At 63.8% G+C, this 23402-nt stretch carries 25 protein-coding genes and 2 pseudogenes; 21 read left to right on the top strand and 6 right to left on the bottom strand.

Going from position 1 to position 23402, the window contains the following annotated elements; all coding sequences use genetic code 11:
• Positions 1-4 precede the first annotated feature (4 nt).
• Together KUF59_RS04650 and KUF59_RS04645 are read left to right on the top strand one after the other, a co-directional pair.
• Complete coding sequence (locus KUF59_RS04650; RefSeq protein WP_212456927.1) at positions 5-1774, top strand: branched-chain amino acid ABC transporter ATP-binding protein/permease; 1770 nt, start codon at positions 5-7, stop codon at positions 1772-1774.
• Complete coding sequence (locus tag KUF59_RS04645) at positions 1771-2502, top strand: ABC transporter ATP-binding protein (protein ID WP_212456928.1); 732 nt, start codon at positions 1771-1773, stop codon at positions 2500-2502. Before KUF59_RS04650 ends, KUF59_RS04645 begins: the two co-directional genes overlap by 4 nt.
• Positions 2503-2534: 32 nt before the next feature.
• On the opposite strand, the gene KUF59_RS04640 is transcribed toward KUF59_RS04645, so the two are convergent.
• Positions 2535-3158, bottom strand: a complete 624-nt coding sequence (locus KUF59_RS04640) for a pyridoxamine 5'-phosphate oxidase family protein (protein WP_212456929.1) — start codon at positions 3156-3158, stop codon at positions 2535-2537.
• A gap of 121 nt (positions 3159-3279) precedes the next feature.
• Here KUF59_RS04640 and KUF59_RS04635 point away from each other — a divergent pair, with 121 nt between their 5' ends.
• Complete coding sequence (locus KUF59_RS04635) at positions 3280-4164, top strand: LysR family transcriptional regulator (protein ID WP_212456930.1); 885 nt, start codon at positions 3280-3282, stop codon at positions 4162-4164.
• A 91-nt stretch (positions 4165-4255) separates the two neighbouring features.
• Here KUF59_RS04635 and KUF59_RS04630 read toward each other — a convergent pair.
• A pseudogene (locus KUF59_RS04630) lies at positions 4256-4672 on the bottom strand (PaaI family thioesterase); the annotation flags it as partial.
• Between the two features lie 410 nt (positions 4673-5082).
• On the opposite strand from KUF59_RS04630, the gene KUF59_RS04625 reads away from it, so the two are divergent.
• The 10 genes from KUF59_RS04625 (at position 5083) to KUF59_RS04580 (ending at position 14694) form a co-directional block, all read left to right on the top strand.
• Positions 5083-6099: a TRAP transporter substrate-binding protein gene (locus KUF59_RS04625; RefSeq protein WP_212456932.1), complete on the top strand. Its 1017-nt coding sequence runs from the start codon at positions 5083-5085 to the stop codon at positions 6097-6099.
• Between the two features lie 255 nt (positions 6100-6354).
• Positions 6355-6864 (top strand): TRAP transporter small permease, encoded by a 510-nt coding sequence (locus KUF59_RS04620; protein ID WP_212456933.1) that lies wholly within the window; start codon positions 6355-6357, stop codon positions 6862-6864.
• A 2-nt stretch (positions 6865-6866) separates the two neighbouring features.
• Positions 6867-8183 carry a TRAP transporter large permease gene (locus KUF59_RS04615; RefSeq protein ID WP_212456934.1) on the top strand — a complete coding sequence of 439 codons (1317 nt, stop codon included), beginning with the start codon at positions 6867-6869 and terminating at the stop codon, positions 8181-8183.
• A 10-nt stretch (positions 8184-8193) separates the two neighbouring features.
• Positions 8194-8655: a DUF3237 domain-containing protein gene (locus KUF59_RS04610; RefSeq protein WP_212456935.1), complete on the top strand. Its 462-nt coding sequence runs from the start codon at positions 8194-8196 to the stop codon at positions 8653-8655.
• 79 nt (positions 8656-8734) lie between these two features.
• Entirely contained in the window at positions 8735-9415 is a 681-nt protein-coding gene (locus KUF59_RS04605; protein ID WP_212456936.1) for a DUF2270 domain-containing protein, read from the top strand.
• 126 nt (positions 9416-9541) lie between these two features.
• Positions 9542-10351, top strand: a complete 810-nt coding sequence (locus tag KUF59_RS04600) for a crotonase/enoyl-CoA hydratase family protein (RefSeq protein WP_212456937.1) — start codon at positions 9542-9544, stop codon at positions 10349-10351.
• Positions 10348-12231, top strand: a complete 1884-nt coding sequence (locus KUF59_RS04595) for a feruloyl-CoA synthase (RefSeq protein ID WP_212456938.1) — start codon at positions 10348-10350, stop codon at positions 12229-12231. Before KUF59_RS04600 ends, KUF59_RS04595 begins: the two co-directional genes overlap by 4 nt.
• A gap of 25 nt (positions 12232-12256) precedes the next feature.
• Positions 12257-13018, top strand: coding sequence for an SDR family NAD(P)-dependent oxidoreductase (locus KUF59_RS04590; RefSeq protein WP_212456939.1), 762 nt, complete (start codon positions 12257-12259; stop codon positions 13016-13018).
• A gap of 11 nt (positions 13019-13029) precedes the next feature.
• The gene (locus KUF59_RS04585; protein ID WP_212456940.1) at positions 13030-13449 is read left to right on the top strand and encodes an acyl-CoA thioesterase; all 420 of its coding nucleotides are present in this window, start codon (positions 13030-13032) and stop codon (positions 13447-13449) included.
• 93 nt (positions 13450-13542) lie between these two features.
• Complete coding sequence (locus KUF59_RS04580) at positions 13543-14694, top strand: ABC transporter substrate-binding protein (protein ID WP_212456941.1); 1152 nt, start codon at positions 13543-13545, stop codon at positions 14692-14694.
• Between the two features lie 76 nt (positions 14695-14770).
• Here the strand turns inward: KUF59_RS04580 and KUF59_RS04575 are convergent, their stop codons facing one another.
• Complete coding sequence (locus tag KUF59_RS04575; protein ID WP_212456942.1) at positions 14771-15499, bottom strand: glutathione S-transferase family protein; 729 nt, start codon at positions 15497-15499, stop codon at positions 14771-14773.
• A gap of 35 nt (positions 15500-15534) precedes the next feature.
• Positions 15535-15786, bottom strand: a complete 252-nt coding sequence (locus tag KUF59_RS04570) for a hypothetical protein (protein ID WP_212456943.1) — start codon at positions 15784-15786, stop codon at positions 15535-15537.
• A gap of 112 nt (positions 15787-15898) precedes the next feature.
• On the opposite strand from KUF59_RS04570, the gene KUF59_RS04565 reads away from it, so the two are divergent.
• Together KUF59_RS04565 and KUF59_RS04560 are read left to right on the top strand one after the other, a co-directional pair.
• The gene (locus KUF59_RS04565; protein WP_212404740.1) at positions 15899-16597 is read left to right on the top strand and encodes a helix-turn-helix transcriptional regulator; all 699 of its coding nucleotides are present in this window, start codon (positions 15899-15901) and stop codon (positions 16595-16597) included.
• Positions 16598-16602: 5 nt separating this feature from the next.
• Positions 16603-16917, top strand: a complete 315-nt coding sequence (locus KUF59_RS04560) for a YkgJ family cysteine cluster protein (protein ID WP_212457004.1) — start codon at positions 16603-16605, stop codon at positions 16915-16917.
• Between the two features lie 101 nt (positions 16918-17018).
• Here the strand turns inward: KUF59_RS04560 and KUF59_RS04555 are convergent, their stop codons facing one another.
• Together KUF59_RS04555 and KUF59_RS04550 are read right to left on the bottom strand one after the other, a co-directional pair.
• Positions 17019-17429: a hypothetical protein gene (locus tag KUF59_RS04555; RefSeq protein WP_212456944.1), complete on the bottom strand. Its 411-nt coding sequence runs from the start codon at positions 17427-17429 to the stop codon at positions 17019-17021.
• A gap of 116 nt (positions 17430-17545) precedes the next feature.
• Positions 17546-17893 (bottom strand): DUF3307 domain-containing protein, encoded by a 348-nt coding sequence (locus KUF59_RS04550; RefSeq protein ID WP_212457005.1) that lies wholly within the window; start codon positions 17891-17893, stop codon positions 17546-17548.
• Between the two features lie 410 nt (positions 17894-18303).
• On the opposite strand from KUF59_RS04550, the gene KUF59_RS04545 reads away from it, so the two are divergent.
• The 6 genes and pseudogenes from KUF59_RS04545 to KUF59_RS04525 all read left to right on the top strand — a co-directional run bounded on the left by KUF59_RS04545 (position 18304) and on the right by KUF59_RS04525 (position 23388).
• Positions 18304-19776 carry a TAXI family TRAP transporter solute-binding subunit gene (locus KUF59_RS04545; RefSeq protein WP_212456945.1) on the top strand — a complete coding sequence of 491 codons (1473 nt, stop codon included), beginning with the start codon at positions 18304-18306 and terminating at the stop codon, positions 19774-19776.
• 209 nt (positions 19777-19985) lie between these two features.
• Positions 19986-20360, top strand: a complete 375-nt coding sequence (locus tag KUF59_RS04540; protein WP_249140124.1) for a nuclear transport factor 2 family protein — start codon at positions 19986-19988, stop codon at positions 20358-20360.
• Between the two features lie 21 nt (positions 20361-20381).
• The gene (locus tag KUF59_RS04535) at positions 20382-21314 is read left to right on the top strand and encodes an NAD(P)-dependent alcohol dehydrogenase (RefSeq protein WP_212456946.1); all 933 of its coding nucleotides are present in this window, start codon (positions 20382-20384) and stop codon (positions 21312-21314) included.
• A gap of 78 nt (positions 21315-21392) precedes the next feature.
• Positions 21393-21479 (top strand): annotated as a pseudogene (locus KUF59_RS43970) (helix-turn-helix domain-containing protein); the annotation flags it as partial.
• Positions 21480-21542: 63 nt separating this feature from the next.
• On the top strand, positions 21543-22067 hold the full coding sequence (locus KUF59_RS04530; RefSeq protein ID WP_309500997.1) for a helix-turn-helix transcriptional regulator: 525 nt from the start codon (positions 21543-21545) through the stop codon (positions 22065-22067).
• 211 nt (positions 22068-22278) lie between these two features.
• Complete coding sequence (locus tag KUF59_RS04525; protein ID WP_212456948.1) at positions 22279-23388, top strand: cyclic nucleotide-gated ion channel; 1110 nt, start codon at positions 22279-22281, stop codon at positions 23386-23388.
• Positions 23389-23402 lie beyond the last annotated feature (14 nt).

Genomic DNA, 23402 nt, shown 5'->3' with positions numbered 1-23402 from the left:
CGCGATGAAAGACCGGCTTCCCATTCTCATCTTCGCAGCTCTGATGGCGGCGATCCCGTTCGTTCCGGGCGTGCCGCCGTTCTGGATTGTGCTGCTCGACAATATCGGCCTTGCCGCGCTGGTCGCGATGGGGCTGGTGCTGCTCACCGGCGTCGGCGGCCTCACCTCATTCGGGCAGGCCGCGTTCGTCGGTTTTGGCGCCTACACCACGGCGGTGCTGTCGACGGCCTACGGCCTCTCGCCCTGGCTGACGCTGCCGCTGTCGCTGGTCGTCAGCGGACTGCTGGCGGTGCTGCTCGGCCTGATCACGGTCCGCCTCTCCGGCCACTATCTGCCGCTCGGCACGCTCGCCTGGGGGCTCGGCCTGTTCTACCTCTTCAGCAAGCTGGAGTTTTTGGGAAGAAACGACGGCATCTCGGCGATCCCGCCGCTGTCGATCGGATCGTTCAAGATGCTCGATCCGGGTTCGATCTACTATGCGGTCTGGATTGCGGTGATCCTCTCGGCGCTGGTGACGGTGAACCTCCTGGATTCCCGCACCGGCCGCGCCATCCGTGCGCTCCGGCGCGGCCATGTCGCCGCCGAAGCCTTTGGCGTGCACACCCCGCGCGCAAAGCTTCTCGTGTTCATCCATGCCGCCGTACTGGCCGGCCTCTCCGGCTGGCTCTACGCGCACATGCAGCGCGCGGTGAACCCGACGCCGTTCGGCGCGCAGGCCGGCATCGAATATCTCTTCATCGCCGTTGTCGGCGGCGCCGGCTATGTCTGGGGCGGCGTGCTCGGCGCTGCGATCGTCGTGATCCTGAAAGAGGTGCTCCAGAGCTATCTGCCGCTGATCGTGCACGGCTCGGGACAGGTCGAGACCATCGTGTTCGGCATCATGCTGGTGCTCCTGCTCCAGCTCGCGCCCGGAGGCCTCTGGCCCTGGCTGATGTCGTTCCTGCCGCAGAAGACCAATGGCAAGAAGCCCGACACCTCGCTAAAGCTCCCGGCGCGCGAGCGAGCGACCGGCGAGTCCGACATCCTGCTCCAGGTGGACAAGGCGCGAAAGCAGTTCGGCGGCGTAATCGCGGTCAACAACGTCTCCTTCGACGTCCAGGCCCGCGAGATCGTCGCGCTGATCGGGCCGAACGGCGCCGGCAAGAGCACGACCTTCAACCTGATCACCGGCGTGCTCAGCGCCACCGCAGGCTCGATCTCGGTGCTCGGCAGGAAAGTCGACAACGCCCCGCCGCAGGAGATCGTGAAGCTCGGCATCAGCAGAACCTTCCAGCATGTGAAGCTGGTGCCCGACATGACCGTGCTGGAGAACGTCGCGATCGGAGCGCATCTGCGCGGACATTCGGGGCCGATCTCCTCGATGCTGCGGCTCGACCGCGCCGATGAGGCAAAGCTGCTCGCGGAAGCCGCGCGGCAGATCGAGCGCGTCGGCCTCGGCGAGCAGATGCATCAGCTCGCCGGCTCGCTGTCGCTCGGACAGCAGCGCATCGTCGAGATCGCGCGTGCACTCTGCGTCGATCCGATGCTGCTCCTGCTCGACGAGCCTGCCGCGGGCCTTCGCCACATGGAAAAGCAGCAGCTCGCAAAACTGCTGCGTGAGCTGCGCGACGGCGGCATGAGCGTGCTGCTGGTCGAGCACGACATGGGTTTCGTCATGAACCTTGCCGACCGCATCGTGGTGCTCGATTTCGGCACCAAGATCGCCGAGGGAACGCCGGCGACGATCAAGACCAATCCCGAAGTGATCAAGGCCTATCTCGGAGTCGCGGCATGAGCGCGCTGTTGTCAGTCACCGACGCGCATGTCGCATACGGCAAGGTCGAGGCGGTCCGCTCGGTCTCGCTTGAGGTCGGCGCGAACGAGATCGTCACCATCGTCGGCGCCAACGGCGCCGGCAAGACCACGCTGCTCTCGGCCATCATGGGCGTCCTGCCGCTGAAGGGCCGCGTCGCCTTTGCAGGGCAAGATCTCGCCCGGTACGAGATCGAGGACCGCGTCGCGATGGGCCTCGGCTTGGTCCCGGAGCACCGCGAATTGTTCGTCACGATGAATGTCGAGGACAATCTCGAGCTCGGCGCATTCCGCATCGCCAAGGCGCAGATGAGATCCTCGATGGAGCGGGTCTACAGCCTGTTTCCGCGCCTGAAGGAGCGGCGCAAGCAGCTCGCCGGCACGCTGTCCGGCGGCGAGCAGCAGATGCTCGCAATGGGCCGCGCGCTGATGGGCGCGCCAAAACTGCTGATGCTGGACGAGCCGAGCCTGGGCCTCGCGCCGATCATCGTCGCCGATATTTTTCGTATCGTCACCGAGCTACGTGCGAGCGGCGTGTCCGTGCTGCTGGTCGAGCAGAACGCACAGGCCGCGCTGAAAATCGCCGACCACGCCTATGTGATGGAGCTTGGCGAATTCGTGCTCAGCGGCAAGGCCGCCGATATCGCCGCCAACGAGCGGGTAGCGGCGAGCTATCTCGGTTTCCAGCACGAAGCCGCAAGCGCGTTGTGACGCCCTTACCCTCCCCTGGAGGGTAAGAAGAGCTAGGTCACCCCCTTCTCTCCCTTCAGCGCTGCAACCTCTGCCTCCAACTCCGCGATCCGCTGATCCCTCGCCGCCAGCGCTGCCGCGACATCCGCTGCGTCAAATTTCTGCGGGATGTGCTGCGGGCAGTTGGTGTCCCAGGCCAAAATCTTGAACACGACGACCTGCTCCGGCCTCGCCTTGTAACCCCTTGGAAACAGCGACTGCACCAGGGCCGGATCATCCTCGACCGCGCGCGCCTCGCCCCAGATCTTCACGCGGCGGCGATGGGCGTAGTCCATCACGAAGATGTAGGCCTTGGGGTTCTCCGAGAGGTTGCCTTGCGTGAGGTATTGCCGGTTGCCGGCATAGTCGGCGAAGGCGAGCGTGGTCTTGTCCAGCACCTTCAGAAAACCCTTTGGTCCGCCGCGATGCTGGATATAGGGCTGGCCGTCGGCCGAGGCGGTGGCGAGATAAAAGCTGTTGGCATCGGCCAGGAACGCGGCGAGGTTTTCGTCGACCTCGGTGCGCCAGCCGCGCTGCTCGGCATCGGCATAGGCCTCGCGCGAGCCCTTTCGCGCTTGAATGGCCTTCACCGCGGGCGTGAAGGCGACATCGCTGGCATAGGTGAGCCCTGAATTCATCGGACCTTCTCCTGAAACTCCGGCGCGATTTCGCGTCTTTCGGCACCTAAGATGCTCCCTCTCGGTCTTAAAACAATCTGCCATCTTGACACTTCATCATTGCGATATATGCAATAATGCCATGGACCGTCTCGACGCCATGCAGGTCTTCGTCACCGTCGCCGATCTCAGCGGCTTTGCGCCGGCGGCGCGCAAGCTGCGGCTGTCGCCTTCGGCCGTGACGCGGACGATCGCCGCGCTGGAAGAGCATCTCGGTGCGCGGCTGCTGCAGCGGACCACGCGGCAGGTGACGCTCACCGACGTCGGCACGCGCTATCTCGAGCGCGCCAGGCGGATCCTCGCCGATGTCGAGGAGGCCGATAGCTCCGCCCAGCAGGAGCGCAACCGGCCGAGCGGGCGGCTCGTGGTCTCCGCACCGCTGGGTTTTGGCCGGCTCCATGTCGGCCCGGTGATGTCGGCCTACCTCAAGCGCTATCCCGACGTCACCGGCGAGCTGCGGCTGTCGGATCATCTCGTCAACCTCGTCGAGGACGCCGTCGATGTCGCCGTTAGAATCGGCCATCTCGCCGATTCCTCGCTGGTCGCGCGCCAGGTCGGCGAGATGCGGCGGATCGTGGTGGCCTCACCCGATTATCTGAAGCGCCACGGCGAGCCGAAGACACCGGGCGCGCTGCTTCAACACCAGACGCTCCAGTTCGGCCCCGCAAGCAACTGGCGCTTCGTGCAGGATGGCCGTGACATCGAGGTTACACCCGTCGCGCGCTTCATCTCGAACAGTGCCGACGCGGTGTTGCAACATGCCGATGCCGGCGGCGGCGTGACGCGCGTGCTGGCTTACCAGGCGGCCGACGGACTGAAGCGCGGGCGGCTGAAGATCGTGCTCGCCAGATTCGAGCAGCCGGCGCTGCCGATCCACGTGGTCTATCCGACCTCGCGCCTGCTCTCGGCCAAGGTGCGGGCGTTCATCGATCTCGTGGTGGAGAGCACGGAGTGGAAGTTCGGGTAGCTGCCGTCATTCCGGGGCGATGCGAAGCATCGAACCCGGAATCTCGAGGTTCCGGGTTCTCGCTTCGCGAGCCCCGGAACGACAGCGTTACCCCTTTCTTCGGCACCACGCGAAACGTGCCGTTGGCGCGCGCGATCACGACGTCGTCGGCCTTGATCAGGCTCTGCGCGAAGCAGATCGTACTGCCGGTCTTGATCACCTCGCTCTCGACCGCGAGCCACTGGCCGATCTCGGCCGAGCCGATGAAATCGACTGCGAGCGAGATCGTCACGAACGACGTCGCCCAGCCCGTCGCCTGCGCGCAGCTATAGCCCATCGCATTGTCTGAAAGCGCAGCGATCAGGCCGCCATGGATCAACCCACGGGCGTTGGTGTGCGGCCTTCCCAACCGCAATCCCATGACGACGGCTCTTTCGGTGCGTTTCGAATACAGCGGCTCCCAGGGATCGGTGAGCGGACTCTTGCGGAAATGCGGCTCAAAACCGTCGGGGATGTCGGTGTGCGTCATCTGTCGCTCGCGTTGACTTGATTGCAGCCATTGAACGCCAACGACGTGACGAGTTCATCACCTACAAAGTTTTAAACGGGATTTGCGCGGACGTTTGAAATCGGCCCGACCGCTGTGCGCATACCGAACAGCGCAGGTTACGCGCGGGTGACCAGGGGTTGCGACTTTTGTCGCACCGCCTGGCGCGCCTGCATCCATCGGTTCGCTTGTCGCCATCATCCGCCCGCGATACTTATGACCCATAACGTTTGGGCAGAGGGAGAGCAGTTCGCCGCCTCGCGAAAAATCGGTGCCGGGTTAAGGGCGCGGGCCGCCTGTTCCGGCTTGAACAAACGCTCCAATTATATAACATGTTAACTAACGAGACCGGGCCAACGAAGCCTGCGCTCACTTGAAAGGGAGAGATGTCGATGAGGAAAGCGTGGTTGGCGTTGCTGGTGGCCGCCAGCGTGACGCCTGCGTTCGGGCAGGACAAGACCTTCGAGCTGAAGATCTCGCATTGGGTGCCGGCCTCGCACCCGCTGCAGAAATCGCTGGAAGACTGGGCGGCTGCGGTGGAAAAGGACTCCGGCGGCACCATCAAGGGCAAGGTTTTCCCGGCGCAGCAGCTCGGCAAGGCTTTTGACCATTACGACATGGCCCGCGACGGCATCGCCGACGTCACCTATGTCAATCCCGGCTATCAGCCCGGCCGTTTCCCGATCGTAGGTGCCGGCGAACTGCCGTTCCTGATCTCCGACGCGAAGGGCGGCTCGGCGGGGCTCGACGCCTGGTACCGCAAATATGCCGAGAAGGAGATGAAGGACGTCAAATACTGCCTCGCCTTCGTCCACTCGCCGTCCTCCTTCCACTCCCGCACCAAGAAGATCGTGGTGCCCGAGGACGTGAAGGGCATGAAGATCCGCCCGGCGCACGCCACCATGGCGAACTTCGTGACCTCGCTCGGCGGCACCAACGTGCAGTCGTCCGCGCCGGAAGTGCGCGACATCATCGAGCGCGGCGTCGCCGACGGCGTCACCTTCCCCTGGGGCTCGCTGCTTCTGTTCGGCATCGACAAGGTGACGAAGTACGACATGGAGGCGCCGCTCTACGTCACGACCTTCGTCTTCGTGATGAACAAGGACAAGTACAACGCGATGTCCGACAAGCAGAAGGCGGCGATCGACAAGAACTGCTCGACCGAAATGGCGGGTGTCGTCGGCGAACACTGGGGCAAGTTCGAGGATGCCGGTATCGAGAAGATCAAGGCGGAATCCGGTCACGAAGTCTACAAGCTGACACCGGAGCAGACCGCGCAGTGGAAGAAGGCCGCCGAGCCGCTGGTCAAGACCTGGGGCGACGGCGTCAAGAAGAACGGCGGCGATCCGGGTGCGGCGCTGACCGAGCTGAAGGACTCGCTGAAGAAGTACAACGCGCTCGCTGAGTAGCGTGACGGTATCGGGGCAAGCTCTTCTTCCCCATCTCCCCGTTCTTACGGGGCCGCGACGAGCTTCGCTCGCGCCGAGAGGGTTGGGGTGAGGGGCTGCCTCCGCAACGATGGCGGCAGCTTGACTCGCGGAGAGTCCCTTTCACCCGAAATTCAAGCTCCGCTTGAATTTCGACCTCTCCCCGCAAGCGGGGCGAGGTGAAGTGCGCGGTGGCACCGCGATCAAACAAGTGACGTCACACCACAGGACACTCCCATGAAGCGCGCCTGGATGGATCGCATCATCGATACGATCGAATGGATCGCCGCCGGCTTCGTCGGCCTTGTCGCGCTCGACATCTTCGTCTCTGTCCTCCTGCGCAACACGCTGAATTATTCGATCCCCGATTCCTTCGACATCGGCCGCATGCTGCTCGGCATCCTGATCTTCTGGGGCATCGCGGCAACCTCCTATCGCGGCACCCACATCACGGTCGACCTGGTCTGGGGCAATGTCGGACCACGCTACCAACGCTGGATCGACGTGTTCGCAACGCTGGTGCTGCTGTTCGTCGTCACCGTGCAGACCTGGACGTTGTTCGACAAGGTACGCGGCACCTATAACGACAACGTCCTGACCTTCGACATGCATATGCCGACCTGGCCGTTCTTCGCGATCGCCTGGATCGGCGACGTCTCCGCCGTGCTGCTGATCGCGATCCGAACCTACCGGCTGATCTTCCATCCCGAAGACATGCACGATCCAAAATTCAAGGCGACGGAGTAGACATGAGCACCGATGCCGTCGCCGTAATCGGCTTCGTTTCCCTTTTCGTCCTGATGTTGCTGCGCGTGCCCGTCGGCATGGCCATGGGCCTCGTCGGCGTCACCGGCTTCGCCTATCTCGTCAACGGGACGGCGGCACTGAAGCTGGTCGGCCAGACCTCGATGCGCACGGTCACCGACTACACCTTTGGCGTCATCCCGATGTTCCTGCTGATGGGTTCCTTCGTCAGCCATTCCGGCATGAGCCGCGAGCTGTTCCGTGCTGCCAACGGCTTTGTCGGGCATCTGCGCGGCGGCCTTGGCATTGCCACCGTCGGCGCCTGCGGCGGCTTTGCCGCGATCTGTGGCTCGTCGGTGGCGACCGCCGCCACCTTCTCCGCGGTCGCCTATCCAGAGATGCGGCGTTTCGGCTATCCGCAATCCTTCGCCACCGGCGTGATTGCGGCCGGCGGTACACTGGGCGCGATGCTGCCGCCCTCCACCGTGCTCGCGGTCTACGGCATCATCACCGAGCAGGACATCGGAAAGCTCTTCATCGCCGGCATCATCCCGGGCCTGCTGGCGATGACCATGTACATGATCACCATCGGCCTAATCGGCTATCTCCGTCCCGACTTCCTGCCAAAGGGCAAGAAGCTGCCATGGGGCGAGCGCTTTGCCGGATTGAAGGACATCTGGGCGCCAGTGCTGCTGTTCCTCTTCGTCATCGGCGGTCTCTACGGCCTGCCCTATCTGCCGCGCTTCACGCCGACGGAAGCCGGCGGTGTCGGCGCCGCCGGCGCCTTCATCATCGGCGTGCTCACCGGACGGCTGGATAAGGAAAAGATCCTGGCTTCGCTGCTGCAGGCGACGCGCACGGCGGCGGCCGTGTTCACCGTGCTGATCGGTGCGCTGATCTTCGGCTACTTCCTGACGGTGACGCAGACCCCGCAGAAGGTCACGGAATTCCTCACCGGCCTCGGCCTCGGCTCCTACGGCGTGCTGGCGCTGATCATGGTGATGTATCTCGTGCTGGGATGCCTGATGGATGCCATGGCGATGATCATCCTCACCGTGCCGATCATCTTCCCCGTGATCACGCATCTCGGCTTCGACCCGATCTGGTTCGGCGTCATCATCGTGATGACGGTCGAGCTCGGCCTGATTCACCCGCCGGTCGGCATGAACGTCTTTGTCATCAAGAGCGTGGTGAAGGACGTCTCCTTCTCCACCATCTTCAAGGGCGTCATCCCCTTCGTGGTCACCGACCTCATCCGCCTCATCATCCTGATCGCCTTCCCGCTGCTCGCGACCTGGCTGCCGACGCGGATGATGCAGTAGAGGTGACGCGATGAGCACGCCGACGCTTGAGACCAAGTACGTCTTCACCATCACCGCCAGGATCGGCGATGTCACCAGCGCCGGCGACATCGGCACTGGCGTCCGCCGCATCATCCCGATCATCGGCGGCGAGGTGAAGGGCGCGGTCAACGGCAAGGTGCTGCCGTTCGGCGCCGACTTCCAGATCATCCGTCCCAACGAGCTGATCGAGCTGGAGGCCAAATACGCCTTCGAGACCGACGACGGCGCCACCGTCTATGTCGAGAACAAGGGCATGCGCTTCGGCCCGGTGGATCTGCTGCAAAAGCTCAAGCGCGGCGAGCCGGTCGATCCAAAGCTGATCTATTTCCGCACCACTCCGAAGTTTGAGACCGGGCACGAAAAATATCGCTGGCTGATGGAGCACATCTTCGTGGCGTCCGCAGCGCGGCACGCCGATCGCGTCGTGATCGATGTGCATCAGGTGATGTGAGAAATGCGCCTTTGACATGGGGCCGACCCGGTTCAGGATGTGTCTTGCGCAAGGTTGCGCAGACCACGGGAGTGCCACCATGTCCCCTTTGGCTTCCAGCGACTCAAGCCCGCGACACAGCTTCGATCCTGCCGAAATGGGCGCCATCGCCCATCTCTACCGCGGCGAGGTCTATCGCTCGACGATCTGGCGAACGCGGCTCGACAACACGACCAACTGGTCGATCGTCACGATGGGTATCGCTCTGTCGACGACCTTTTCGAGTCCGGGGGCGTCGCCCCTGCCGCTCGTGCTCGTCGGCCTGCTGGTCGCCGCGTTCCTCGCGATGGAGGCGCGGCGGTATCGCTATTTCAACGTCTGGCGTGCCCGCGCTCGCTGGCTGGAGAAGAATTTCTACGCCCCGATGTTCACGGGCGAGGCGCATGACGACAGCTGGCAGGCACTTCTTGCGCGCGACTACACCGCGCCCCGTCATCACATTTCGTTCGTCCGCGCCGCGGGGCGGCGGCTGCGCCGCAACTACGTTTGGATTCTCGTCATCCAGGCGGCCGCCTATTACGGCAAGATTGCAATCCATCCGACGCCGGCAGTGAGCCTCGCGGAATTCGTCGACCGCGCCGCCGTCGGACCGCTTCCCGGCTGGGTCGTCCTGATCATGGGTTTTGCCTACGATTTCGGCTGGCTGGCGTTTGCGCTCGGCACGCTGTGGCTTGACCAGCGGGAGCACGGGGCCAAGGGCGACGGAGTGGCGATGGGCTAGCGACAGGAAGTCGCGGCCCGAGCGCCGGCGCGGCCGTCGCCGCCTCATGGGGAGCGGCGGAACCAAGCCCCGTATTGACTCCTCCAAAATTCGTTATAGAACATAACTATTCTGAAAAGGACGCAAATGACACAGGGAAACGCCGATACCGCGACTGCGGGTGCCTCCGGGCTGCTCAAAATCGAGAGGGCGGACAAGGTCTTGACCGTGGGCCTGAACCGGCCGGCCAAGCGCAACGCACTCAATGACGGCATCATCCTTGAGATCGGCGACTGCTTTGCGACGCTGCCTGCGGACATCGGGGCGGTGGTCATCCATGGCATCGGCGACCATTTCTCCTCCGGCCTCGATCTCTCCGAATTGCAGGACCATGACGCCACCGGCGGCCTGTTGCACTCCCAGATGTGGCACCGGGTCTTCGACCGCATCCAGTACAGCCGCGTGCCCGTCATTGCCGCGCTGAAGGGCGCCGTGATCGGCGGCGGGCTGGAGCTCGCCTGCGCCGCCCATATCCGCGTCGCCGAGCCCTCGACCTATTTCGCGCTGCCGGAAGGCCAGCGCGGCATCTTCGTCGGTGGCGGCGGCTCGGTGCGGCTGCCGCGCCTGATCGGCGTCGCGCGCATGATGGACATGATGCTGACGGGCCGCGTCTATTCCGCGACCGAGGGCGCCTCCTACGGCTTCTCGCAATATCTGACCGAGGCTGATGGCTCACTGCCCAAGGCGCTGGAGCTCGCCCAGCGCATCGCCTCCAACGCGCCGCTGACCAATTTCGCCGTACTCCAGGCGCTGCCGATGATCGCGGAGGCCAATCCGCAGACCGGCCTGTTGATGGAATCGCTGATGGCGACGGTGGCGCAGAGCGACAAGGAAGCCAAGCGCCGCATCCGCGAGTTTCTTGAGCACAAGACCGCCAAGGTGAAGCCCAAATCATGAGCGCCCAGTCGTCCGCCTCTGCATCAGACCGCGGCGCCAGCACCGCCCCGCTGCGGCCGATCTCGTTCGGCACGCCGGCCGTCAATGTCGAGCGGCGCGACGACGGCACGATCTATCTCAGGCCGAAACAGCCGATCGGCGACTATCCGGTCCGCCTTACCGACCGCCTGCATCACTGGGCGGCGACCACGCCGGACCGCGTCTTCATGGCCGAGCGCGAAGGCGGCCGCGGCTGGCGCAAGATCACCTATGCCGAGCTGCTCGCCTCCTCCAGGCACATCGCCTCCGGCCTGATCCAGCGCGGGCTCTCCGCAGAGCGGCCCGTCGTCATCCTCTCCGGCAATTCGATCGACCACGCGTTGCTCGCCTTCGGCGCGTTCTACGCCGGCGTGCCGTTCTGCCCGGTCTCGCCGGCCTATTCGCTGGTCTCGAAGGACTACGGCAAGCTCGCCTATCTTATGAATCTGTTGACGCCCGGCCTCGTCTTCGCCGAGGACGCCGACAAGTTTTCCGACGCGCTCGCCGCCAACGTCTCACTCGGCACCGAGATCGCCGCGTCCTACGGTACGGTGGCGGGACGTGACGTCACGCTGCTCGCCGATCTCATGGCGACGCCGATCCATCCCGCGCTCGACGACGTCCACGGCAAGATCGGCCCGGACACGATCGCCAAATTCCTGCTGACGTCGGGCTCGACCGGAAACCCAAAAGCCGTCATCAACACCCAGCGCATGATCTGCGCCAACCAGGTGATGCTGCGCGAGACGCTGGCCTTCCTGAAGGACGAGCCGCCCGTCATCATCGACTGGCTGCCCTGGAATCACACTTTTGGCGGCAACCACAATATCGGCCTGACGCTCTACAACGGCGGCTCGATGTATCTCGACGCCGGCAAGCCGGTGCCGGGTGGCATCGAGGAGACGGTGCGCAATCTCCAGGAGATTTCGCCGACCGTCTACTTCAACGTCCCCAAGGGCTACGAGTCGCTGCTGCCGTACTTGCGCGACGACCAGGGCCTGCGCGCAAAATTCTTCGACCGGCTGCACGCGATGTTCTTCTCGGGCGCGGCGCTGTCGCCCTTCGTCTGGAACAGCCTCGACGAGCTCGCGGTGAAAGAGAAAGGCTACCGCGTGCCGATGCTGACGGGTCTCGGAGCCACCGAGACCGCGCCATTCTTCATGTCGGTCAATCCGCACACCAGCCGCTCCGGACATGTCGGACTTCCGGTGTCGGGCAACGACGCAAAACTCGTTCCGAACAACGGCAAGATGGAAGTGCGCGCCAAGGGGCCGAACGTCATGCCCGGCTACTGGCGGCAGCCCGAGATCACCGCAAAGTCGTTCGATGAGGAAGGTTTTTACAAGCTCGGCGATGCGCTCAAGCCTGCCGATCCCGATGATTTCAACGCCGGCTTCGATTTCGACGGCCGCGTCAGCGAGGATTTCAAGCTCGCCAGCGGCACCTGGGTCAGCGTCGGCCCCCTGCGTGCGCGCTTCGTCGCGGCCTGCGCGCCGCTGGTGCGCGACGTCGTGATCGCCGGCATCAACCGCGATGAGATCTCCGCGCTCGTCCTGCTCGATCTCGACGGCTGCCGCCTGGTCAACCCGACGCTGCCGGCCGACGACCTCGTCGTCACCGCCCGCGACCGGCTGATCCGCGAAGCCTTCCGCGAACGCCTTACCAGCTTCCTCGGCACCGCGACCGGTTCATCCACGCGGATCACGCGCGCGATCCTGCTGGATGCACCGCTCTCGATCGACAAGGGCGAAGTCACCGACAAGGGCTCGATCAATCAGCGCGCCGTGCTCGAACATCGCGCCGCCTTGATCGACGAGCTCTATGCTGCAAACCCATCGGACCGCGTGATAACGGTCGGCTAAATAGATACCGCCAAAGGAGAAAGCCATGTTGTTGAAGGATCAGGCAGCCATCGTCACCGGCGGCGCATCGGGACTGGGCGCGGCGACCGCGCGCAGGCTGGCAGCGCAAGGCGCCAAGGTCGCGGTGTGCGACCTCAATGCAAAACTCGCGGAAACCGTCGCCGCCGAGATCAAGGGCGTCGCCGTGGCTTGCGACGTGTCCGATGCCGCGTCGGCCGAGGCCGCCGTTGCGGCTGCCGCAAAGGCTCACGGCCCGGCCCGCGTGCTGGTCAACTGCGCCGGCATCGGCGTTGCCAAGCGTGTCGTCGGCCGCGACGGTCCGATGGCGCTCGGCGATTTCGACAAGGTGATCAAGGTCAATCTGATCGGCACCTTCAACATGCTGCGACTGGCCGCGACCGAGATGTCGAAGCTCGAGCCGCAAGCAAGCGGCGAGCGCGGCGTCATCATCAACACCGCCTCCGTCGCAGCCTATGACGGCCAGATCGGCCAGTCGGCCTATTCGGCCTCCAAGGGCGGCATCGTCGGCATGACGCTGCCGATCGCGCGCGAGCTCGCGCAGTTCGGCGTCCGCGTCCTCACCATCGCGCCCGGCCTGTTCCTGACGCCGCTGCTCGCCAATTTGCCGCAGGAAGCGCAGGATTCGCTTGCCGCCGCGATCCCCTTCCCGCGCCGGCTCGGCGATGCCAATGAGTTCGCAGCCCTGGCGCTGCACATGGTCGAGAACGCGTATCTGAACGGCGAAGTGGTCCGGCTCGACGGCTCGCTGCGCATGGCGCCGAAGTAAGCAAGGTCAGCATGTTCGTTCACAGGCGCGACGTCCAGATCCAGTGGGGCGACTGCGACCCCGCCAACATCGTCTATTACCCACGCTATTTCGCGATGTTCGACGATTCGACGTCGACACTGTTCGAGGTGGCCGGGTTCTCCAAGCAGGACCTGGTCAAGAAGTACGGGCTGGTCGGCATCCCCATGGTCGACACGCGGGCAAAATTCTACATCCCTTCGACCTATGGCGACTGGATCACCATCGAAACGAAGATCGAGAGCATCAAGCGCTCGAGCTTCGAGGTGAAGCACAACGTCTACAAGGGCGAGGCGCTGGCGATCGAGGGCTTCGAGACCCGCGTGCTGGTCGGCCGCGATCCCGTTAACCCCGACAAATTGAAATCGGCACCGTTTCCTGCGGAAATGGTAGCCAAATTCATAGGCAATTAGATCGGGGAGCTAAATCGCCGCACCATCCAAAGACGGGGCTGAATTCCCGCTCGATTTCTGCTTTCAAACAAACACACCCAGGGAGGAAATTTGATGAAACGGTTTTATCTGACGGCCGCGATCGCGGCGGCTTCGCTCGCGCTGCCGGCGCTGTCCGCGCTTAGCCAGACCGCCGAGGTCACCATCGGCATCACCACCACCACGACCGGCCCGGGTGCCGCGCTCGGCATTCCCGAGCGCAACGCGCTGGAATTCGTGCCGAAGGAAATCGGCGGCGTGCCGCTGAAGGTGATCGTGCTCGATGACGGCGGCGACCCGACCACCGCGACCACCAATGCGCGGCGCTTCGTCACCGAATCCAAGGCCGACATCATCATGGGCTCGGCGCTGACGCCGCCGACGATCGCGGTGTCGAACGTCGCCAACGAAGCCGGCATTCCGCACTTCGGTCTGGCGCCCTTCCCGATCACACCGGAACGCATGAAGTGGTCGGTGGCGATGCCGCAGCCGATTCCGATCGTCGGCAAGGTGCTGTACGATCACATGAAGTCGAAGGGCATCAAGACCCTTGGCTATATCGGCTACTCCGACTCCTATGGCGACCTCTGGTTCAACGATTTGAAGGCGCAGGCCGTGCCGATGGGCATGACCATCGTCGACGAGGAGCGCTTCGCGCGTCCCGACACCTCGGTGACCGGACAGGTGCTAAAACTCGTCGCTGCCAATCCCGACGCGATTCTGGTCGGCGCCTCCGGCACCGCGGCGGCGCTGCCGCAGACCGAGCTGCGCGAGCGCGGCTATCAGGGCCTGATCTACCAGACCCACGGCGCGGCCAGCATGGACTTCATCCGCATCGCGGGGAAGGCTGCCGAAGGCGTGCTGATGGCGTCGGGTCCGGTGATGGATCCGGAAGACCAGCCGGACGAAGCGGCGACCAAGAAGCCCGGCCTTGCGCTCAATACGGCCTATGAAGCCAAGTACGGCCCGAACAGCCGCAGCCAGTTCGCCGGCCATTCCTACGACGCCTTCGAGATCCTGAAGCGCATCATTCCGACGGCGCTGAAGACGGCAAAGCCCGGCACGCCGGAATTCCGCGAAGCGATCCGCCAGGCCCTGCTCAGCGAAAAGGAATTGGCGGCGAGCCAGGGCGTCTACAACTTCACCGAAAAGGATCGCTACGGGCTCGATGAGCGCTCGCGCATCCTGCTGACGGTGAAGGACGGCAAGTACAAGCTCGTCAGGTAACGCGGCGAGAGCCTGAAACGATCAGAGCCGGCCCCTCGGGCCGGCTCTTTTCTTTTGCACAATCCGCGCGACTCGCTCAGGCCGCCTGCCGCAGCTTGGTCCAGGCGAATTCCGGATAGTACTCGCCCATCATGCGGTCGACATAGGCCGTGAGGTTGGCGAACTCCTCGGCGCGTTCGCGCAGCTTCGATTCGAAAAACGGGGTCAGTATCCCTGCGAGCGCGCCGAAGGCGGTGGCATCGACACCGGCGGGTTTTTCACCCATCAGGTAGGATTTGTTGCCGAGCTGGACCGACAGCGCGAACAGCGAGCGCACCGCGAGCTCGACGTCGTCATCTGGTCCGTGGCGGCCGAGACCGCTGAGGAGATAATTTTCGGCGACGCGGAATTGCGCATCCTCGCGCAGCTTCTCGCGGCTGTGCTCCGGCGCGCCGTCGAAGAAGTGCGACGGGCCCTTCGCGAAATTGACGGGATCGACCCAGCGCGCGCCGACCAGGCCCCAATAGACGTGATGCTCGATCATGCGCTCGAAAGCCCATGCCTGCGCGCGCTCGGCCAGCGACAGGCCGGCGTCGAAATCGAAACCGTAGCGGCGCTCGATATGGGCGCGGATGAAGGTGGAGTCGGCGACAGCCTCCCCGTCATCGTCGATGAACGGCAGCTGCCCCTTCGGCGAGGCGGGGGGCATCGCTCGCTCCTTGCGATAGGGCAGTCCTGCCATCTTCAACTGCACCTCCGTCTTGGTGACGAAGGGGCTGATTTCCGGCAAGCCAAACCCGGTGCCGAAGCCATAAAGCGTGATCATTCTGCTCTCCTGATCCTCGAAGGCTGCATTGGAACCTAGCGCCAGGCTGCTGCCACCATGGTGGCAGCAGCCGTGATATCGTTTGCGGACCGGGCCCCCTTCCAGGCGCGGCCCATGACGTGACGGACCAGGGCGTTGGACGCCTGGACCAGCGAACGCGTCACAAGCGCAATCAGCGCCAAACGGAGGTCGACGACCGTGAGATCGAACGAGACAAGGCGCCCCAGCGCCCAGAGATGCGCCCGCCCCAGTGGGCCGGCCATGCCGAGATGGATGGGAGTGAACATGGACAAATCCTCTTCATTCGAAGCGTTGTCCCGGTATAGAACCCCCCTGCTGCCAACATCCTGTCAGCATCAGCGCGACAGATTTTGAGCCACTGCCGAAAAGAGAATCGTCATGAGACGCGCCGACCGGCTGTTTCAGATCATCCAGGTGCTACGACGCAGCCGTAAGCCTTTGACCGCGGACGCGATCGCGGCCGAGCTCGAGACGTCCAAGCGCACCGTCTATCGCGATATCGCCACGCTGATCGGCCAGCGCGTGCCGATCCGCGGCGAAGCCGGCATGGGCTACATCCTGGAAAAGGGTTTTGACCTGCCGCCCTTGATGCTGACGCCCGACGAGATCGAGGCCGCGGTGCTCGGCGCGCAATGGGTCGCAGGCCACGCCGATACGGCGCTGGCGCGTGCCGCGGAAGATTTGATGGCCAAGATCGCGGACACCGTGCCGGAGCGGTTGCGCCCGTTTGTGCTGGAGCCTGCCAGCCGCGCGCGGCCGAGCTGGAACAGGGAGCCCGACCGCATGGACATGGTGCGCACGCGCACGCAGATCCATGAGGGCAAGAAGATCACGCTGCGCTATCGCGACGAGCAGGGCCGTGACAGCCAGCGCACGATCTGGCCGATCGCGGTTGGCTATCTCGAAGCGGTGCGCCTGCTCGCGGCCTGGTGCGAGCTGCGCAGCGATTTCCGCAGCTTCCGCACCGATCGCGTCGTCGATGCCACCTATCTCGACGAGAAATATCCTGAAAGGCGCGACGTGCTGCGCGCAAAGTGGCGCCAGAGCCTGGTCTGGGGTCCGCCGAAGGACACGTGAACAGCATGGATCACAACGCCACGACCGATCTCTCGACGCTCTGCCAGGGCTGCGGAGCCTGCTGCGCCTATTCGGCGAACTGGCCGCGTTTTTCGATCGAGAGCGACGAGGAGCTGGAAAAAATCCCGGTAGCCTTCGTCAACGAACGGCAATCCGGCATGCGCTGCGATGGTGACCGCTGCTCGGCCCTGCAAGGCAAGATCGGTGATTCGACGTCGTGCGGCATCTACACGGTCCGGCCCGAGGTGTGCCGCACCTGCATGCCGGGCGACGCGGAATGCGCGATGGCGCGGCGGAAGTTTGGACTGCCTGTAATCTAAAGCCCCATTCCGATGGGATCGGAACGGGGCTTTAGATTCTTGTATTGACGCGTTTTCTTAACGCGAACCGGTGTCCACTTCGCTTGAAAACGCTCTGGTTCTCAGGCCGGAACGGCTTCGACCAGATCGCCGTCGAGCGCGTCGTCGAGATCGTCCTCGAGCGGCGCGAGTACCGAGAGCGGTTTTGTCGACAGCGTGATCGGCTTGCGGCCGCCCGACAGCGACGGCGTCGCCTTCGTCGTGCGCTCGCGCGACAGCGCGTAGAGAGTCGAGCCGACACGGCCGCCGATATCGACCAGGTCGCGCTCGCTGCAGCTTGCGGCAATCGCGACCGCCAGCGAGTGGAGATGGCTGCGGCGATAGCAGAACAGCGCCAGGCGCGCGCGTGCGTCGGGGGAAACACTCTCAACCAGCCTCGGCAGGCCGCCCTCACTGGCGCGATACATCTCGCCAAGAAGCTCGTCGCGGACCGGGCAAAAATCGCTTTCGTAAGCGTCGCGGCTTGAAAACATTGCAGTTCTCCCTCTACCGGGAAGATGCCGCGCAATTCTCTAATGAAGGGTTAACCACGCCGGCCGGTAGTCTTCCGGGGTCCTTGCGCCTTTGCCGCGAATCAGCGCGGCCCGCGTCAGTTGGCTGCCATGAAGATGGAGAGGCCAAAACCCGTGAGGTGGTGCAGCGCCTGGTCGACGCCGATCACGGTCCAGAACCAGGGGTGCTCCTGGTTGACGCCGAGATTGGCTGACACCAGCCCCTTGGCGCGATCGACCGTGATGTGGATGGCGAAGTCGATGAAGGCCACGAACCAGAAGCGCGGCGCGACGATCAGGATCAGCGGCAGCGCAACCGCAAGATGAATCAGGCAGTGCGTGAGCAGCGGCAGCGCCCAGCCGGTCTTCTGGTCCTTGCCGTGCGCCATCCAGGAATTTTGCAGCACGAAGTCGGCGATGATGTGCTTGACCGTGAGCAGCACCATCCAACCAATGAGCGCGTCGACCGGAACCGCCGATGACATGGATGGAAACGACAAAGCTGGACGCCCTCATGACGTGGAAACGGAAATAATGGAGCGTTCAGCGCAACTTCTTCTTGGACCCGGCCGGATCGCCGAGGTCTATCTTTTATGACATCTCCCGCGTCGGATTGCATCCGGGGGGAACCGGAAAATTCGCAGACTGTGGCCGAACGGCGATAGCCGGGCAAAACGCCGCGCTGGGTCGCGGTAACGTTACTCCCGGCTCGAAATTTGCATTCTGCGGCCAGACAGCTATCATCCGCAGGTAGAGATTATCGTTCTTTTTTCAGGCGTTTACGATTTTTTCCGGCGCCCGCACTGGTGGTTTCGCCAATGCCGCCGCCCGGCAACCGGATAAGGTCAGTGCTGCCATGAGTGCTGAAGGCCCCATGCCCGCCAACGACCAGCCCCCATCGCGGCCCAAGGTGATCAAGACCAACCAGCAGCAGGTCGTGCTGTACGTCGTGCTGACCCTGATCCTGTCGCTGGTTACCGTCTGGAGCGGCCGAACCCTGCTCAGGAATTCGGAGACGCTGACCTTTGCGGTCGGCGACGCCAACAGCGACCAGGCGCGCTTCGCGGCCAAGCTCGCCGACGTCCTGAAGAACAACACGTCGCGCTTCCGCCTGAAGATCGTCAACAATCCAGACAATGCCAAGGCGCTTGCCCAATTCGACCGCAAGCAGGCCGATCTCGCCATCGTGCGGACCGACAACAAGGTGCCCTCGCGGGCGCGGACGCTGGCGATTCTCGAGCACGACCTCGTGCTATTGCTCGGCCCCGGCAACAAGAAGATCAAGTCGCTCGCCGAGCTGAAGAAGAAAAAGGTCGCTGTCGTGGCCGAGAGCGACAGTTCGCTTGCCTTCGTGCGCACCATGCTCGACGCCCCCGAGGGCTCGGAGGCAGCGGCTAAGATCCAGATGGCGCCGCAGGGCATGCCGCTGGACAAGCTGTTTTCGCCCGGTGGCTACGGTGCCGTGATCGCCATCGTCCATGCCTCGAGGGCTGTCAGGGACAAGGCCTATGAGCAGGTCGCCAAGCGCGGCGGCTTCACACTGAACGCCATCGACGAGTCCAAGGCGCTGGCGCGCAAGATCCCCGGCATCTACGACGAGACGCTGACGGCCGGCACGCTGTCGGCCTCGCCTGAGATCCCCGACGACGATCTCGAAACCATCGGCCTCGAATGGCTGCTGGTCACGCAGTCGCGGATGTCGCTGACCTCGGCCGGCGAGCTGGCCCGCATCATCTATGAGAACAAGTCCGAGCTCGGGCTCGACAACGGCTTTGCGACGCGGATCGAGCCGGCCTCCGTCGACAAGGACGCCTACGTGATGGCGCATCAGGGCGCCGCCGACTACATCAATGACGACACCAAGTCGTTCATGGATAAGTACAGCGACATGATGTATCTGGGCGCCGGCGCGCTCAGCGTCATCGGTTCGATCTTCGCGGCGATCTACGCCAAGGTCACGCGCATCGCCCCCGAAAGGGCCGGCCAGCTCTCCACCGCCATCCTCGATATCGGCGAACGCATCGAGCATGCCCATTCACTGGATGAGCTCGAATGCCTCCAGGAGGAGCTCGAGGGCATTCTGCGCGGCGCGATCGTGGGCTTGCGAGACGGCTCGATAAGTACCGACGGCCTCGATACGTTCAAGCTCGGCTACGAGTTCGTCCGCGACGAGATCGGCATGCGCCGTGACTATCTCAAGCGACACGCCGGCGATGTCGAAAGACGACACGCCGGCGATGGCGACAAGCGACAGGTCGACGGCGACAAGGCGACCCTGCCCAATGACGACACCAATGTCGTGGTGGTGAAGACGGCCCAAAGCGCCTGAGCCTGCGTCGGCCGCCCACCAAACATCGAAAACAACCCCATGCAAAGTAGCCGGCGGGGTGTCTCCGCAGAGAGGCTCCCTGAATGGAGAGAGTCTGCACCCGGCGCGTCGCGTCACAAAAATAAGTAATTTCAATACCTTACATAATACTGACAAAATCTGTCAGTACCATGCGCTAGCGTCAGCTCATCATCCCGATGAAAGGAACCATGATGACTGAACGCACAGCGCTTGCGATCGCCCGCACCTACGTCGAGGCCATCGTGAACAAGGATGTCGAGGCGATCATCTCGAACGCGGCCGACAATGTCGTGTGCACATCGCCGATCGGACGCATCGCGGGTACGGAGGCATTCCGCGGATTCCACGCCGGCTTCGCCCGCATGATCAAGAAGATCACGGTTCTCGCCGCTTACGGTGACGATGTGCAGGCCGTCATCGTCTACAACGCGGAAACCCACCCCGTTCCGAACTCCATCGTTGCCGAACTCATCAAGGTCAAGAACGGCAAGATTGCCTCGACCGACGTGATCTACGACGCAACGCCGTTCGCCGCCTACATGGCGACGGTGCAGCCTCACTAACCTCGTCGATGGAGTGCATTTGTGAAACGCATTCAGTACCGCCAGTACGGCGGCCCCGAGACGATGAGGCTCGAAACCTTCGAGCTTGAAACCCCTAGGCAAGGTCAGGTCGCGGTGAAGGTCAAGTTCGTCGCGATCAACCCCATCGATTGGAAGGTGCGCCGCGGCGCGCTCAAAATGATGACGGGCAAAGCCTTCCCTCGCGCGATGGGAAGCGACTTTTCCGGGACGGTGATTTCGGTCGGCGCTGGCGTGACGCGCTTCAGACCGGGTGATGCCGTGTTCGGGCTCGCCCGCCTGAAGGAGAGTGGTGCGCTCGGTGAAGCCGTTGTCACCAACGAAACCTTCCTTGCGAAAAAGCCGGACAATTTGCCTTTCGAGGAAGCGGCCTGCCTCGGAACTCCCGGTGTCACGGCCTGGAACGGCCTCGTCGACAAGGCCGCCGTCAAGCGCGGGCAATCTGTCTTCATCAACGGCTGTACCGGCGCGGTTGGGGAAGCCGCAGTGCAGATTGCCCGCCTGCGTGGCGCGACGGTTTCAGGCAGTTGCAGCGCCGAGGCGATGCCGCGAGCGCGCGATCTCGGTGTGCAGCACGTCTTCGACTACCGCACAACGGATTTCTCCGCGCTGCGTGATCGGTTCGACGTGGTCTACGATACGGCCGCGGTGATGCCAACGGCCACGGGCTTGCACCTCGCGGGCAGCAAGGGCGTGTTCCTGGACATCGATCCGACGCCCATGAAATTTCTTCGCGCGCTTTTCAGCCGCCGCCTGAAGCCTGTTGTTTGCTCGCCGCGATCGGACATCCTCGACGGAATCGCGCGGGCGGCAGGCGACGGAAGTCTACGGCTCCGGATTGGCGAGATGGTATCGCTCGACCGGGCAATCCCGCTCGTGACTGCCCTTGAGAAAGGCCAGAAGCTCGCCGGCAAGGGGCTGGTTGCGATAGCCTGAAGTGCCTGCTGCCAAATTTTGGCATGAGCCTGTGCTAGGCTGCTTTCCGTGTCCAAAAGCGAACGGCTCTTCGATCTCATGCAGATGCTCCGCCGGCATTCGCGCCCCGTGTCAGGCAGCGAGCTTGCGCGCGAAGCTGGCGTGTCGTTGCGGACGGTCTATCGCGACATCGCGGCCTTGCAGGCATTGGGAGCCGAGATCGAAGGGGAGCCGGGCGTTGGATATGTGTTGCGCCCCGGCTTCCTCTTGCCGCCATTGATGTTCTCGGAAGAGGAGATTCAGGCCGTGGCGCTCGGCGTCCAATGGGTGCAGCGGCAGACGGACGAAGGGCTTGCCTTTGCCGCGAATAACGCACTCTCCAAGATCGTCGCGGTACTTCCCGCGGAACTGCGGGGCAAGGTGGACGACCGAAGTTTTCATGTCAGCCGCCGTCCGCCGAAGGCGCCCGTCGTGGATCTCCAGATGCTGCGGCAGGCGATGCGTGAGCAGCGCAAGCTGCGCATGGCCTATCGCGACCCCAAGGGAGCCGAGACGGAGCGCGTCATCTGGCCAATCATGCTTGGGTTCTTCGAAGCTCGGCGCATCATTGCTGGCTGGTGTGAGCTTCGGAAGGATTTCCGCGCTTTCCGCGCGGACCGGATCGTGCACATCAAACTCTTGAAAGAGCGCTATCCCGGCCGCAGGCGCGACCTGGTCAAGCGGTGGCGGACGCAAGTTGACGAGCAGAGCGCGTCGAGCGCGGACCGAACATAATGGTCTCGCCCGTCCCCCACAGATGGGCAAATCGGTTGCCTTGTCTGTGATCGTCTGCCCGATCGGGGCCGGATTCCCGGCAGGACCCGGCCGCCGTCGCACCTGCGAGAAACGACCGGTCGTTGACGGGCCGGGCCGGCACGGGCAGTTTGGCGCAAGCGTCCCAACCGGGACGGATGCACCAACCCAAGGCCCGGGCCACCCTCGTCGCATGTCAAAACCGTCGATCTCCGTTCTGGCGCGGTTTGTGGCCGCCACGGCCGGCCGCAACATGACTCGGGCGGCCTATGTGGCGATGACGGCCGGCGTCGTGACCATGGTGCTGCTGACGGTCAATCCGGCCTATGAGGCGGCGCACCGCTGGGTCGATGGCGTGTTGTGGGTGTGCCTCGCCTATTTCGTGTTCGAATGGGTCGTGCGGCTGCGTCATATGGCGGGGCAGCAGCGCCTGCCGCTCTATCTGCTCTCCTCCAGCGGCATCGTCGATGCGATCGGCGCGCTGGCCATCCCGCTTGCCCTGGTGGTGGGTGTCGAGCCCAGGACCGCGTGGCTGCTCAGCGTGCTCTGGGTGCTGAAGGTGGTGCCGGGCATTCCGGGCCTGCGCCAACTCCGTCGCGTGCTGGTGCTGGAATCCGGACCGCTGCTCAGCGTGCTCGTGATCTTCCTGATGGTGGTGCTGCTCGCCTCCGTCGCCGAATACTTTCTGGAGCACGACGTGCAGCCGCAGACCTTTGGCAGCGTGCCGTCCGCGCTGTGGTGGGCGGTGGTGACCTTGACCACGACCGGCTATGGCGACGTCGTCCCGGTGACGCCGCTCGGGCGCTTGATCGCAGGGCTGGTGATGATTTCAGGCCTCGGCGTGTTCGGTCTCTGGACCGGTATTCTGGCGACCGGTTTTGCCGCCGAGACTCGGCGCGACAACTTTCTCAAGACGTGGGAGACAGTGAGCAACGTGCCGTTCTTTGCGGCGCTCGGGCCGGCCGCGATTGCCGACGTCACCCATATGCTGCGCACCATGGACCTGCCCGCGCGCACCATGATCATCAGGAAGGGCCAGCAGGGCGACTGCATGTATTTCATCGCCTCCGGCGAGGTCGCGGTCGACCTGCCCGGCAAGCAGGTGCAGCTTGGCGAAGGCGCCTTCTTCGGCGAGATGGCGCTGCTCGGCAACAATGTCCGCGGCGCGAATGTCACGACCACAAAAGTGTCGCGGCTGCTGGTGCTCGACCTCGTCGATTTCCGCGTGCTGATGGCGCGGCATCCCGATCTCGCCGAAACCATCGATGCCGAGGCGAAGCGGCGCGCGTTGGAAAACAAATAAAACCTAAGAAACGG

It is taken from the genome of Bradyrhizobium arachidis (assembly GCF_024758505.1).
GTDB classification, from domain to species: Bacteria; Pseudomonadota; Alphaproteobacteria; order Rhizobiales; family Xanthobacteraceae; genus Bradyrhizobium; species Bradyrhizobium manausense_C.
The sequence above is the reverse complement of the archived record's forward strand: the minus strand, read 5'-3'. Positions and strand labels throughout refer to the sequence as shown.